This is a genomic window from Microvirga terrestris (assembly GCF_015694425.1).
In the GTDB taxonomy this organism is placed as follows: Bacteria; Pseudomonadota; Alphaproteobacteria; order Rhizobiales; family Beijerinckiaceae; genus Microvirga; species Microvirga terrestris.
Map to the genome: position 1 here is coordinate 24,605 of NZ_JADQDN010000010.1, position 13,371 is coordinate 37,975.

The 13,371-nt window shown below is 64.2% G+C and carries 15 protein-coding genes and 1 tRNA gene; 7 read left to right on the forward strand and 9 right to left on the reverse strand.

Annotated features, from left to right (window positions below):
* The first annotated feature begins 126 nt into the window (after window positions 1–126).
* A complete protein-coding gene (locus tag I2H36_RS16610) occupies window positions 127–1,947 on the forward strand; it encodes a L,D-transpeptidase family protein (RefSeq protein ID WP_246718867.1) in 1,821 nt (606 codons plus the stop codon).
* 144 nt (window positions 1,948–2,091) lie between these two features.
* The gene (locus tag I2H36_RS16615) at window positions 2,092–3,744 is read left to right on the forward strand and encodes a peptidoglycan L,D-endopeptidase MepK (RefSeq protein ID WP_196265020.1); all 1,653 of its coding nucleotides are present in this window, start codon (window positions 2,092–2,094) and stop codon (window positions 3,742–3,744) included.
* Between the two features lie 29 nt (window positions 3,745–3,773).
* Here I2H36_RS16615 and I2H36_RS16620 read toward each other — a convergent pair whose 3' ends face one another.
* Window positions 3,774–4,634: an urea carboxylase-associated family protein gene (locus I2H36_RS16620; protein ID WP_196265021.1), complete on the reverse strand. Its 861-nt coding sequence runs from the start codon at window positions 4,632–4,634 to the stop codon at window positions 3,774–3,776.
* A 170-nt stretch (window positions 4,635–4,804) separates the two neighbouring features.
* On the opposite strand from I2H36_RS16620, the gene I2H36_RS16625 reads away from it, so the two are divergent.
* Entirely contained in the window at window positions 4,805–5,251 is a 447-nt protein-coding gene (locus tag I2H36_RS16625; protein WP_196265022.1) for an acyl-CoA thioesterase, read from the forward strand.
* A gap of 61 nt (window positions 5,252–5,312) precedes the next feature.
* Here the strand turns inward: I2H36_RS16625 and I2H36_RS16630 are convergent, their stop codons facing one another.
* From I2H36_RS16630 to I2H36_RS16640, 3 genes are all read right to left on the reverse strand, one after another.
* A complete protein-coding gene (locus I2H36_RS16630; RefSeq protein ID WP_196265023.1) occupies window positions 5,313–5,573 on the reverse strand; it encodes a DUF2312 domain-containing protein in 261 nt (86 codons plus the stop codon).
* 61 nt (window positions 5,574–5,634) lie between these two features.
* Complete coding sequence (locus I2H36_RS16635; protein ID WP_196265024.1) at window positions 5,635–5,940, reverse strand: DUF1244 domain-containing protein; 306 nt, start codon at window positions 5,938–5,940, stop codon at window positions 5,635–5,637.
* 4 nt (window positions 5,941–5,944) lie between these two features.
* Window positions 5,945–6,784, reverse strand: a complete 840-nt coding sequence (locus tag I2H36_RS16640) for an N-formylglutamate amidohydrolase (RefSeq protein WP_196265025.1) — start codon at window positions 6,782–6,784, stop codon at window positions 5,945–5,947.
* Window positions 6,785–6,894: 110 nt separating this feature from the next.
* On the opposite strand from I2H36_RS16640, the gene I2H36_RS16645 reads away from it, so the two are divergent.
* From I2H36_RS16645 to pyk, 3 genes are all read left to right on the forward strand, one after another.
* Complete coding sequence (locus I2H36_RS16645; RefSeq protein ID WP_196265026.1) at window positions 6,895–7,833, forward strand: DMT family transporter; 939 nt, start codon at window positions 6,895–6,897, stop codon at window positions 7,831–7,833.
* Between the two features lie 203 nt (window positions 7,834–8,036).
* A complete protein-coding gene (locus I2H36_RS16650; protein ID WP_246718868.1) occupies window positions 8,037–8,501 on the forward strand; it encodes a DUF1036 domain-containing protein in 465 nt (154 codons plus the stop codon).
* Entirely contained in the window at window positions 8,501–9,937 is a 1,437-nt protein-coding gene (gene pyk, locus I2H36_RS16655; RefSeq protein WP_196265027.1) for a pyruvate kinase, read from the forward strand. Before I2H36_RS16650 ends, pyk begins: the two co-directional genes overlap by 1 nt.
* On the opposite strand, the gene I2H36_RS16660 is transcribed toward pyk, so the two are convergent.
* From I2H36_RS16660 to cpdR, 5 genes are all read right to left on the reverse strand, one after another.
* The gene (locus I2H36_RS16660; RefSeq protein WP_196265028.1) at window positions 9,928–10,911 is read right to left on the reverse strand and encodes an alpha/beta fold hydrolase; all 984 of its coding nucleotides are present in this window, start codon (window positions 10,909–10,911) and stop codon (window positions 9,928–9,930) included. The two genes, pyk and I2H36_RS16660, sit on opposite strands and share 10 nt — an antisense overlap.
* Before the next feature lie 14 nt (window positions 10,912–10,925).
* The gene (locus tag I2H36_RS16665) at window positions 10,926–11,537 is read right to left on the reverse strand and encodes a tetratricopeptide repeat protein (RefSeq protein ID WP_196265029.1); all 612 of its coding nucleotides are present in this window, start codon (window positions 11,535–11,537) and stop codon (window positions 10,926–10,928) included.
* Between the two features lie 72 nt (window positions 11,538–11,609).
* Window positions 11,610–11,735 (reverse strand): type B 50S ribosomal protein L36, encoded by a 126-nt coding sequence (gene ykgO, locus I2H36_RS16670; protein WP_009763379.1) that lies wholly within the window; start codon window positions 11,733–11,735, stop codon window positions 11,610–11,612.
* A 45-nt stretch (window positions 11,736–11,780) separates the two neighbouring features.
* A tRNA-Val gene (locus tag I2H36_RS16675) sits at window positions 11,781–11,855 on the reverse strand.
* A gap of 89 nt (window positions 11,856–11,944) precedes the next feature.
* Window positions 11,945–12,301, reverse strand: a complete 357-nt coding sequence (gene cpdR, locus I2H36_RS16680) for a cell cycle two-component system response regulator CpdR (protein WP_036355105.1) — start codon at window positions 12,299–12,301, stop codon at window positions 11,945–11,947.
* Between the two features lie 178 nt (window positions 12,302–12,479).
* Here cpdR and I2H36_RS16685 point away from each other — a divergent pair, with 178 nt between their 5' ends.
* Window positions 12,480–13,370, forward strand: a complete 891-nt coding sequence (locus tag I2H36_RS16685) for an N-formylglutamate amidohydrolase (protein WP_196265030.1) — start codon at window positions 12,480–12,482, stop codon at window positions 13,368–13,370.
* Window position 13,371: the final 1 nt, after the last annotated feature.

Consider the following 13,371-nt stretch of genomic DNA (forward strand, 5'->3'; position numbering starts at 1 on the left):
GCCGACGTGCTCTTTACAGAAAATTGAAAGAACTTGGCCTAGACGGTGAAGCCGCAGAGCGTTTTGCGCGTTAAGCGTAACAGACGTGTGCCCGCACACGGACGAATTTCATTCGATGGAGGATTGATGAAGTCCTCCACCTTCATTGCGACGAGGAGCATGGTCATGCGTGGATTGCGCAAGACAGCCGTTTGGCTCGGTCTGATCGGATCGGTTTCCCTCCTGCCTCTCGTCGCTTCGGCGGACGATGTCGCCATCAGTCCACAGGCTGATCGGCTGGAACCCGTCGCTCTTGAAAGCCCCGCGCAGCCATCCTTCCACGATGTAGCGATGAAGGATGCGCCAACATCGAAGGATGTCGCTTCGCAGGCCATTCCGCTTGCCGAACCGGCACCCGTGTCGATCGAAGCCGCGGACCTGAAGCCTGCTCCCGCCATCGAGCTTCCCCTGCCCGATGCGGCGCCCGTCACAGCCCTCATGCAGGCTGATATCGGCCGTATGGCCGTGGAAGGCCTGTTCGCCGACGATGCGGCCATGCGCGAGTTGCGCGTGAGCGCCAAGGATCGCGACGTCCTGGCCGCCTATTACGCACAGTCCGAGCGTCCGCTGGTCTGGTCGCAGGATGGAGCCTGGACACCGGCGGCTCAGGCCGCCATGGAACGCCTGAAGGCCGCAGACGAGGACGGGCTCGACCCTGCCGACTACGTGCTCCGTGATGCGGGGCTGCGCAAGGATGCGCCGTTGGCGCAATGGGCTAGGGCCGATGTGAAGCTCTCCCTTTCCGTGATTCGCTATGCCCGCGATGCAAGAGGCGCCCGCATCGATTTTCCGCGCCTTTCGCCGCTCGTGACCCCGAAACTCGCCATGCCGGAGATCGGCGAGGTGCTGAGCAAGGTCGCTTCTGCGAAGAATGCCGGCGCGGCGCTGGCGGCCTACAACCCGCCGCATGCCGGTTACAAGGCCTTGAAGGAGCGGCTGGCGCAGCTACGGGACAATCACCCCTCCCAGCCCAGCGTACGCCTCCCAAAGGGGCCGATCCTGCGTGTGGGCATGACGGATCCGCGTGTGCCCCTGATCCGCGCGCGCTTCAACCTTGCCAAGGGTTCTGACAACCAGACCGTCTATGACGAACGCGTCGCCTCTGCGGTGGCAGCCTTCCAGAAAGAAAAGGGCCTGCCGGATACGGGCGTGCTGAACGCTCAGACGGTGGCGGCGCTTTCCGGCCCGTCCGTTGCGCAGCGCGAATCGGAGATCATCGCCAACATGGAGCGCTGGCGCTGGCTGCCGGCGGATCTGGGCGCTCGGCACATCACCGTGAACGTGCCGGAGTTCCGACTTCAGCTGGTCGAGGGCCGCAACGTGGTCCACCAGACCCGGGTCATCGTCGGCAAGGAGCAGTCGCAGACGCCGATCTTCTCCGAGAACATGAAGTATCTCGTGGTCAATCCGTCCTGGACGATCCCGCCTTCCATCATGAAGAAAGAGATCCTGCCGGCGCTGGCCAATGATCCTTATTATGCCGCGCGCAAAGGCTACAAGGTGATCCGCCGCGGCAATCAGATTTCGGTGCAGCAACCCCCGGGGGAGCGCAATGCGCTGGGCTTCGTGAAGTTCATGTTCCCCAACCAGCACGCGGTTTACCTGCACGACACGCCGAACCGCAATCTCTTCTCGGCGAGCAAGCGCGCCTTCAGCCATGGCTGCGTGCGCGTCGACAAGCCCTTCGAGCTCGCCGAAGCGGTGATGGGCCGGGACGGCAAATGGACCGAGGAGAAACTGCGTGGGCTCATCGGCAAGGGCGAGCGCTATGTGAACCTCACGGATTCCCTGCCGGTACACCTGACCTACTTCACCCTCTCGGTTGACGAGAAGGGCGAGTTGAAGCGGTTCGAGGATATCTATGGCCTCGACCGCAAGGTTCGTGCTGCTCTGAACTTGTCCGAATAGCTCCGTCACCCTGGCAGCTTTTTCTGCCGCTTTCCCTCGCCCACTTAACGGGAACGTAACCGTCTTCGGCAAAGATCCCTTCACTATAAGGATCGCTGCATCCACGGATGCCGCCCGGTAAAGACGAGTATCACAGTGAGAGTAATGCGTACGGACCGGCTCGCGTCTCGCGTCGGCATTGGTCTTGCGGCCTTTCTGGCCGTCATGGTGGGCGGAGTGCGCGGCACGCAGGATGCCGTTGCCAATGGCGACACCCGCACACTGACCTTTTATCACAATAACACCAAGGAAAGCCTCACCGTCACCTTCAGGCGCAACGGGCAGTACGATTCGGCCGCCCTGCAGCAGCTCAACTGGTTCCTGCGCGACTGGCGGCGCGCCGAGGCGACCCGTATGGACCCGCGCCTGTTCGATACGGTGTGGGAAGTCTATCGCGAAGTCGGATCCGATGCGCCCGTTCACGTGAACTCGGCCTATCGCTCCCCCCAGACTAATTCGATGCTCCGGCGGCGGTCCAGCGCAGTGGCCAAGAACAGCCAGCACATGCAGGGCAAGGCGATGGACTTCTACCTGCCCGACGTGTCCACGGCGCAATTGCGCGCCGTCGGCATGCGGCTCCAGAACGGCGGCGTCGGCTATTATCCCAATGCCTATACGCCCTTTGTCCATCTCGACGTGGGCAGCGTCCGCGCCTGGCCGCGCATGACCCGGTCGCAGCTCGCCAGCATCTTCCCCGACGGGAAGACCGTGCATATCCCGGCCGACGGCAAGCCCCTGCCCGGCTATGAGGAGGCCCGGGCCGAGGTGCTCGCCAAGGGTGGCACGGTCGCCGGCTACACTGCTTATGCCGATGCAGAGGAAGCCGTCGCGACGCAGCCACGCCGCAAGAGCTTTTGGGCCACCCTATTCGGCGGTGGCGACGACGAGGACGAGGATGCGGAGGAGATCCGTGTCGCGTCGCGGCCGGGCCGGGCGCTCATCGCGTCCCGCCAGCAGGCATCGCCGCCGGACAATTACGCCAGCGATTCCAACTCGTCGGTCTATGCGGCCCTGCAATCCTACGGGAGCCCCGCTCCGGCAGCACGCCGCGCACCGGTGGCGATCCAGCCGCGGCCCGAACCGCCAGCGCCTGCTGTCGTAGCCTCCATGGCCCCGGCTCTGCGTGAGGACCTGACGCCGCCTGCGCCGCCACCGCTGCCGCCGACCCGGATCAACGGGGCACCCGGGACGGTCCAGACCGCATCCGGCCCTGCCCTGGGCTGGCAGCAAGGTCCGGGCGCGTCGGAGATGTCGATTGCGAAGGGCATGGCCTTCGCGCCGATGCCGCCCCGGCGGCCGGATTCGGATGACACGGACGTCGAGGCTCTCGCCGGCACCGTCGCCCTGGCCTACGCGCCGCTACCTCCGGCCCGCCCGGGCTCGCTGGCGGCGACGAACCCGATCCCGGCCCTCGCGGAACTGCGCGGCACGACCAGCGTCGCGAGCATCTCCTCGGCTCCGCTGCCCCCACCCCGCCCGGACCAGCGCCCGATCCAGGTCGCGGCCGCTGCTCCGGTGGACATTCCGGTGGCGACCACGGGCTCTACGCCCAAGGACCCCAAGCCTACGAAGCTCCAGCCTGCCACTTCACCCAAGGCCCCGGCAGCCGCAGCGAAGCAGCCGCCTGCCACGGCGCTCACGGCCCTGATGTCGGCTGAGCCGAGCCTGCATATGGGATTCTCGAAGCAACCGGTGGCCGATCTGGCGACGAGCCGATTCACGGGGCCGGCGGTCAAGCCGCTGAAAGTGGTGCAATAAGAAAGGGCCCCATCGGGGCCCTTTTTGTTTCAGTCCTCATGCCTGCGGCTGTAGCCGTTGCGGGTTGGCGAGGTCCACCCGGCAGGCGGTGCCTTTGGCCTGTAGACCTCCACCAGGAGCGGATGGCAAACGGCGACGTCGCTCGAATGCTCCGCACTGCAATCACCGCCGGGACAGGCGGAGAGCGCGCCCAGAAGATCGATCTCCGCGAAGAACTCGAGGTAGTCGCCCGGCCGCACCGGGCTCGCCTTCATGAAATACTGCCCCGTGTCGCGGGTGAAGCCCGTGCACATGAAGACGTTGAGCACGTCGTGTACGGCAGGCTCCACTTCCAGCTTCGGCTTCCCCAGACGATCAGCCAGGGCACGGGTCAGGTTCGAGTGGCAGCAATGGTGATACTCGTCGCCCGAAAGCAGCTTGTGGGTGTAAGGGTCGCAACGCGTGCCGATCACGTCGTGCACAGAGCCGCCGAACCCATCGAAGCCATACCAGTCCAGGGTGTCGTGGGTGATGGTCGCCATAGGGCGCAGGTAAGGCAGGCATGACCAGAGCTGGTCGCCGGTCGAAAGGTGCGTGCCGTGCAGCGCCCGCGTCTTGCCGGAGAAGAAGCGCTCGTTGATGTCCTCCGCCGCCCAGAGATTGAGATCGCCCACCTGCGGTCCCTCGATGCTGACGATGCGAAAGAACGAGCCCGCCGGCACGTGGAAGCAGCGCGCTTCGCGAGGCGGCACCACGACCTCGTCTACCTTCTCCCAACCGTCACGGGCCGCCTGATAGGAAGCAAGGTCGGGCCGCGGCAGGGTATCGACCGGGTAGCAGATGACCGGCGGGATCCTCCGGCGCGCCTCCGCATCCTGAGGTTCCGTCACTTCGTTTGCCGCGCGCTTCATGTATTCCTCCCGTGTCGAATCTGCCTGAATCTATAGAGAAGCGGAATGCCGGGAGCGAGAGTGCGGGCTGCATGGCTGATGGTCCACGCCGGACAAGCCTTCCGTGGCAGCTCCCTCTCTTGAGCCGCACGGCATTTCGTATTCTATGGCCTCATCACGAGGACCGGACGATGACAGACCCGAACGCCCTGCGCCCGCTGGAGGCCTATCCGAGCCGTGCCTCCACCGACATCCGTTACGCGGATCTCGACCGGCAGGGGCATGTGAACAACGCGGTCTTCGCCACTTTCTCCGAGGTCGGGCGGGTCGCCTTCATGTACGATCCGGCAAGACCCCTCGCCTCGGAAGGGCGGAGCTTCGTCATCGCCCGGCTGCAGATCGATTTCCGGGCAGAGCTCTTCTGGCCAGGCCACGTCGAGATCGGCACGGGCGTCATGCGGGTCGGGCGCAGCTCGTTCACCCTCGCCCAGGGCATCTTCAACGCCGGGCGGCTCGTTGCCACGACGGAGGCGACCATCGTGATGGTCGACAAGGAGACGCGCCGCTCGACCCCGCTGCCGCCTGCGACAGTGGAGGTACTGCAGTCCCTCTATCTGGCAGACGCGCTTCAGGAATGACGAAGGCTCCGCAGATGACTCTGCGAAGCCTTTGAAAGTCTTGGAGAAGGCTGATCTGAAACTAGCCGATCATCCCGAGCGCCTGCATGTAGAGCTCGAGGATCGCCTCCTCCTCCTGGCGCTCGGCGTAGTCGCGCTTGCGTAAGGAAATGATCTTGCGCAGGACCTTGGTGTCGAAGCCGTTGCCCTTGGCCTCGGCGTAGACATCCTTGATGTCGCCCGCGATGCCAGCCTTTTCCTCCTCGAGGCGCTCGATGCGCTCGATGAAGGCCTTCAGCTGGTCGGCGGCGACGGATTCGGTATTGAAAGCTGCGTCATCCATGAATGAAGCCCCTGATTGATGGCGTTGGTGCCAGTGTTATGGTCATTTGGTTGAAGCCGTTTTAATGCCCGGGCTTCGATTTCTCAAAATCTGCGAGCTGTGACGGACTGGCCTCGGCCTGATGGAGCTGCTTCCACTCGTCGTAGGGCATGCCATAGACATGGGTTCGGCTGTCCTCCTTGGAGAGGGCGACGCCCCGCTCGTCGGCCGCATCCTTCAGCCAGTTGGACAGGCAGTTGCGGCAAAAGCCCGCCAAGTTCATGAGATCGATATTCTGGACGTCCCTGCGCTCGCGCAGGTGCTGGAGCAGCCTGCGGAAGGCGGCGGCCTCCAGTTCGACCTGCGTCTTCTCGTCGATGTCCTTCATGGGTCTATCCTCCATGCTGGCGCAGGCGGTCGCGGGTGCGGGTGCCGAAAATTCGAGGCGCCCGAAGCTCCGGCCGGCGCGCGAGCGGCTCAAGCAGCCGGGCGAAGCGCTCCGACCATTCTTGAGCATCCTCGTCCGAGGCAATCAGGTCTTGCCGAATCTCGATGAGCGCATTGGCAAGGCCCCGGACTGTGGCGTGACGGTCGATCGTGTCACCCGCCAGCGCCCCATCATAGGGCTCGTTGTCGCCGACGACGAGTCCGTCCTCCGTCTGCAGTCCCTCCAGGAGTGGCTTGGCGAAACGGTCGTCCGCATCCCAAAGGATGCCCACATGCCAGGGCCGGGGCCAGCCGCGCCAGACGGGCGTGAAGCTGTGGACGGTCACGATGACGGGCGGATGGCCCGCCACCATGGCCCGGTGGATCGCGTCGGCGATCGCATGGTCGTAAGGGTCGTAGAAGCGGGCGATGCGCTGCTGTACTTCCGTGTCGTCCACCCTGGCATTGCCCGGCACCACGGCGCCGTCGGAGAGGCGCATGACCAGGGTCGGATCGTCCCTGCCCCTGTTCGGATCGATAATCAGCCGGGAGAACTGGGTGAGGATCGCCGGAGCCCCAAGGCGCTGGGCCAGTGAGCGGGTCACCGCTGCGGCGCCGATATCGTAGGCGATGTGGCGCTGGAATTCGGATTCCGGCAGGCCGAGATCGCCTAAATCCGGCGGCACCGCGTTTGAGGCATGGTCGCACAGGATCAGGATCCCCGATTCGACGGAACCGGGAATGATCTCGACCGGATGTGGCTCAAGAGAAGGATCGACGAGCTCGAGCGCAGCGGAAGCAGGCATGGAAAGATGGGTTTCGGATAAGGATGGATTGAACAGCGGAGGAAAAGCCTTACCCTGCCCCTCCAACCCTGACAACGCGACCTTCCGCGCAACACACTTTCACGTTCCACATGTCCCCGACATCCACCACAGCCCGCCTCGAGCCGGGCCTCGCCTCCGCTTTTGCCGCCCTCAGCCTGGGCGCCGTGGCCATGGGCATTTCCCCGATCTTCGTCCGCTTCGCCTCCGCCGACATGGGCGGAACCCCGGCCGATGTGGGGCCCTTCGCCAGCGCCTTCTGGCGCGTCTCGCTCTGCCTGCCCCTGCTTTATGCCTGGATGCGCATCGAGGAGAGGCGCGCACCAACTGACACGCCGAGGGTTCGGTTTTCCAAGGCCAGCATCCTGGGCGGCATCGTCTTTGCGGGGGATCTGTTCTTCTGGCACCTGGCGATTCTCAAGACCACGGTGGCAAACGCCACGTTCTTCGCCACCATGGCGCCGCTCTTCGTCGTGCTGACCGTCTGGCTCGTGCTTCGGCACCAGGTGTCACGGGGGACCTTCCTGGGCCTCGGTCTTTGCCTCCTCGGCGGCGCGGCCCTGATCGGCCAGAGCCTCCAGGCGGATCCGGGTCGGATCGAGGGCGATCTCTACGGCATCGCCACGGCGTTCTTCTTCGGCATGTATTTTCTCGCGGCCAGCCGGGCACGCAAGACCGCAGGCGCGGCACGGGTGACTTTCGAGGCAGGGCTCATCACCTCGGCCATCCTCCTCGTCATCGCGGTTCTGTTCGACACGCGGGTGATTCCGCAGACGGGGCAAGGCATCGCGGCGCTGCTGGCCATGTCCTATGTCAGCCATGCAGGCGGCCAGGGATTGCTCGCCATCGCGCTCGGACGACTGCCCGCAACCTTCTCGTCGCTGGTAATCTTCCTGGAGGCCATAGCTGCGGCCGTGTTCGGCTGGGCCGTGTTGGGCGAGGCGCTGACGCTGGTCCAAGCCCTGGGCGGCGCACTTATCCTCTTCGGCATCTGGGTGGCACGCCCGAAACCTGAAACACAGGCGAAGTAGCGCAGCGTCGAGCCTCTCCGAACGGGGAGCAACACCGGCTTGAGAGTCCTTCGCCTGTGTCGTCGCAGCCATGCAGGCGGCAAATTCTTCCGCCCGGCGGCTCGAAGGTCTTGCTCCTGCGGCTCATCTGGCCGACAACGATTCGCCAAAGTTCTTGAACCATTGTGCGATTTCATTCCTTTCGATTCGACCAAACCATATCCATGAAGGCCATCACCCTCACATCGTCTGCTGTCTGCCGGCGAAGCCTTGCACTCGCGACGTTTGTCCTGAGCGGATGCCTGCTGGCCGCTTCTCCCGCGAAGGCGGACCTGCGCCTGTGCAACATGACCTCGAGCCGGGTCGGCATCGCGCTCGGCTATCGGGACGCGCAGGGGTGGGTGACGGAAGGCTGGTGGAATCTCACCGCTCGCGGCTGCGAGACCCTGCTGAAGGGCCAGCTCTCCGGGCGCTTCTATTACATCTACGCCATCGATTACGACCGCGGTGGCGAGTGGAGCGGGCGCTCCTTCATGTGCACGCGCGAACGCGAGTTCACGATCCGCGGCACGGAGGATTGCCTCGCTAGGGGCTTTGATCGCAGCGGCTTCTTTGAAGTCGACACCGGAGAACAGAAGAGCTGGACCATTCAGCTCACCGAAACAAACCGCCCAGGGGGGCAGCCATAATGAGACGCGCACGTCGTACGAAGATCCTAGCAACCTTGGGGCCCGCCTCCGAGAACCCGGAGATGATCGCCAAGCTGTTCGAGGCAGGCGCCGACGTCTTCCGCCTCAACATGAGCCACCTACCCCGCGAGAAGCTGAAGGAGCGGGTCGCGATGATCCGTGCGGTCGAGGCCAAGTTCAAGCGGCCCATCGCCATCCTGGCCGACCTTCAGGGCCCGAAGCTGCGCGTCGGGGCCTTCGAGGGCGACGGCGCCATGCTGGTGCCGGGACAATCCTTCACGCTCGATGCGGACAAGACCCCGGGGACTATCGACCGGGTACACCTGCCTCATCCGGAAATTCTCTCCTCGCTCGAGCCCGGCCACACGGTGCTGATCGATGACGGCAAGCTGCGGCTGCGCGTCAAGAGCGTGAAGAAGGGATCGGCCACCACTTCGGTAGAGGTTGCCGGCAAGATCTCCAACCGCAAGGGTGTGAGCCTGCCCGACACCACCATCCCAGTCGCCGCCATGACCGAGAAGGACCGCTCGGATCTCGAAGCGGCGCTCGATGCCGGCGTGGACTGGATTGCCCTGTCCTTCGTGCAGCGTCCCGAGGACGTGGCCGAGGTCAAGAAGGTGGCCCGCGGCCGCGCGCTCGTGATGTCCAAGCTCGAGAAGCCGCAGGCCATCACCCGCCTCGAGGAGATCATCGAGATTTCGGACGCGGTCATGGTCGCCCGCGGCGATCTCGGCGTCGAGATGCCGCTGGAAAAGGTGCCCGGAATTCAGAAGCGCATCGTCCGCACGGCGCGGCGTTACGGCAAGCCGGTCGTGGTAGCGACCCAGATGCTGGAATCCATGATTACCTCCCCGGTGCCGACCCGCGCCGAGGTCTCAGACGTGGCGACGGCCGTCTATGACGGGGCCGATGCGGTGATGCTCTCGGCCGAGAGCGCCTCGGGTCAATACGCGATCGACGCGGTGGCCACCATGAACCGCATCGCCGAAGAGGTGGAGCAGGACCAGAACTACTGGTCGATCGTGCGCACGCTCAATGCCGAGCCGGAGGCCACAGGTTCGGACGCCATCGCGGCGGCCTCTCACCAGATCGCCGATACGCTCAACCTCAAGACGGTGGCGGCCTGGACGTTCTCGGGCTCGACGGCCTTCCGCATCGCCCGCGAGCGGCCGAACTCGACCGTGATTGCGCTGACCCCGAGCATCGACACCGCCCGCCGTCTAGCCCTGGTGTGGGGCGTGCATTCGATCCGCACGAAGGATGCGAGCGATATCGACGACATGGCGTTCCGCGCCTGCAAGTTCGCCGTGCGCGAAGGCTTCTCGAGTGTCGGGGACCGGGTGATCATCGTGGCCGGCATGCCCTTCGGCACGCCGGGCGCCACCAACATGGTGCGCATCGCCTTCATCAGCCAGGAGCACGCCGCTCAGGCGTGATCCTCTTCCACCCTGGCCGGCACAGCTCGTTCGGCCAGGGTCTCGATGGCGGAGAGCACCGTTTCCTGATCGGCATATTGCGGCATGTGGCCTATCCCCGGCATCACGATCAGCTCGGCGCCCGGCACCTCGCGGGCGAAGCACCGACTGTGAAGATCAGTCCAGACGATCTCGTCCGCATCGCCGGCGATCACCAGCGTGGGCAGGCGAATGTCCTTGTAGCGCCCGCACTGTTTGAGAACGCTGTCGTACATGACGGCGAAGTCCTGCATGTTGACCTCGTAGGCCCTTGGCCGGAAGGCCAGCGGGATGAAGGCTTTGGTCACGATGTCAGGTGGAGGCCGCTGCGGCCAGAACGTCTTTTTCTTCATCAAAGGCCGGAACGCGAGCAGGATTGGCACGGCTAATGTGCGAAACCAGAGCCAGCCCGCCCTGGAGTCGATGAGGCGGCGGTACCAGCCGATATAGCCGCCGGGCCAAGGGGTCGTGATGCCAGCGAGCACGACGATCGCGCCGGCCACATCGGTGTGGTCGAGAGCGAAATGCGGCACGATGGTTCCGGACCAGGAATGCCCTACAATCACTGCGTTGCGGACGCCGAGCTGGCGCAGGGCGCTGGCGATCAGTTCCGTCTGCCGGGCAGAATCGGCCTCACCCAGGCCGGGCTTGCGTTCGCTCCAGCCATGGCCAGGGCGGTCGATGGCAATCACCCGGTAGCGCTGCGAGAGCGCCGTTCCCATTCCCACCATGGATTCGACGAGGTTCGAGGAAGCGCCGTGGAGGATGACGATAGTGCCACGCGGCGGAGCCTTCTTAGGTCTCTCCTCCCGGTAGTGGATCCTGCAGCCCTCGACCTCAATGAAGCGGCCCGTCGGCGGAAAGCGCCGCTCGATGCTCCAGGCATAGAGGTAGGTGAACGCGGCGCCCAGGATCAGAAGAAGGACAGGCGCAGCCAGGACGAGAAGCAGGGTCATCCCCGCAAGCTGGGTCAGAGATCCTGCCCGTCAACCTCGGGAGCCAGCCGCGTCACGATGGTTTTGACGTCATCCATCTGCGGATTGATCTCCAGCACCTTCCGGTAGGCTTGCAAAGCCCGCGCCTTGTCGTCGGAGGCCATCAGGATATGGCCCAGGCCCGTCCAGGCATTGAAGTGGCGGGGCTCGATCTTCAGCGCCCGATGAAGGTCAGCCATGGCCCCCACCGGATCGTCGAGCTGGTAGAACACGGTGGCGCGCTTGTACCAGGCTTCCGCCCAGTTGGGCTGGAGCGCCAGCACCCGGTCGATCAATTCGATGGAAAGCGGAAAATCCTTCTTCCCGAACGCTTCGGCGGCCCGGCTCAGCAGGAGATCGGCGGTGTCGGAGCCGGAGCGGGAAAAACGCCGCTCGATCAGGGATGCGATGCCTTGGGCTTCCCGCTCGCTATGGGCCTTGCCGAGTCGCTCGAACAATTCGTCCAGGCTGGACGCCCGCGGAGGGGTGGGCTTGGCTGGCTGAGTTTGATCCTTCGGGGCGTCCTTCGGACGTGCAGGCTCCTGCGCACCGACGGGGTGGGACACGAGGCTCAGGGAGAGGATCAGGGCAGACGCGAAAAAGCGCATGCCGGGAGTTTAGGGTCCCGGCATGCGCGGTCAATTCAGATTCTCGTGTGCGGCATCGCCGCACCCGCTAGCTTAGCCCTGACGAGCCTTGTAGCGCTTCTGGGTCTTGTTGATGATGTAGACCCGGCCCTTGCGACGAACCAGCTGGTTGTCGCGGTGACGGCCGCGGATCGACTTCAACGAGTTACGGATCTTCATATCCGGTCTCCTGCGGCCCCTCGGGAAGGCCGGAAAAAAGAAAAATGGTGGGCGCGGCTGGGATCGAACCAGCGACCCCTACGATGTCAACGTAGTGCTCTCCCGCTGAGCTACGCGCCCGGGAAACGGTGATTTTGAGGCCCCGTCTCGGCTGTGGGGGCGATATACCCACAAGCGGGCGCGGGCGCAAGCCTGATGGCAGGCCTTTTTTAGGCCGCCATCATTTTATCGACTTCGGTCACCAGGTCGCGCAGATGGAACGGCTTCGACAGCACCTTCGCATCGCGAGGAGCCTGGGAATCCGGGTTGAGCGCGACGGCGGCGAAGCCCGTGATGAACATCACCTTGATGTCCGGATCGAGCTCAGTGGCCTTGCGGGCCAGCTCGATGCCGTCCATCTCGGGCATGACGATGTCCGTCAGCAGCAGTTCGAACGGTTCCTCCCGCAGCCTGTTGTAAGCGGAAAGGCCGTTGTCGAACGAGGCCACGTCGTAGCCTGCGTTCTCCAGCGCCTTCACGAGGAAGCGGCGCATGTCGTTGTCGTCTTCGGCGAGAAGGATCTTCATCGGCTGCCAGCCCCGAATCATGGCGAATGGGTTCAGTCCTTCATGCCGGACTGAGAGTAAACAAGCCGTGAAAGAAGGACGCGGTCCTGATACGATATTGTCATGGACAGGCGACGGTGCTGCCTTACACTAGCCTGAAGACCGGCTTTTCCTCCACCATAGTCAAGTTCATTTCCTGATGCGGCCAGCCATTGTCGATGAGTTCGATCCTCCCTTCACCGTCACTGAACCTGCCATGCAGACGGTTCCTTTCGTGTTCAACGTTCCGCATGCAGGTGCGATCTACCCGGCCTCCTTCCTGACCGCATCCCGGCTCGATGCCATTGCGTTGAGACGCTCGGAGGATGCCTTCGTCGATGAGCTGTTCACCTCGGTGATGGAGCTCGGCGCTCCCCTGATGACGGCGCATTTTCCACGGGCTTTTCTCGACCTGAACCGGGAGCCCTACGAACTCGATTCCCGCATGTTCGACGGGCGTCTGCCGTCCTTTGCCAACACCCGCTCCATGCGGGTGGCAGGGGGCCTGGGCACGATCCCGCGCATCGTGGCCGACGGCCAGGAAATCTACCGTACGCGTATACCGGTGGACGAAGCCCTTCACCGGATCGAATGGCTCTACAAGCCTTATCACCGCACCCTGCGGCATCTGGTGCGCCGTACGTCGCAGCTCTTCGGCCATGCGATCCTCATCGATTGCCATTCCATGCCCTCCTCCAGCGTCAGCCGCGAGGAGGGGGTCAAGGCCGATATCGTGCTGGGGGACCGCTACGGGACGAGCTGCGCCACCCTCCTGATCGATCTCGTGGAAGCGGCTCTCCGGGGGCGCGGCTATGCGGTCGTGCGCAACAAGCCCTATGCGGGCGGCTTCATCACCGAGCACTACGGCGAGCCGGCCCTCGGACGGCATGCCCTGCAGATCGAGATCAATCGCGCGCTCTATATGGACGAGCGCAGCATGGGGAAGAAAACAGCCTTCCCGGTGCTGGCCGATGATCTGACGCAAGCCTTCGCCCAAGTCATTGCAGATATCGAGGGTGAACTGACAACACGGCCTATCGCGGCGGAGTGAG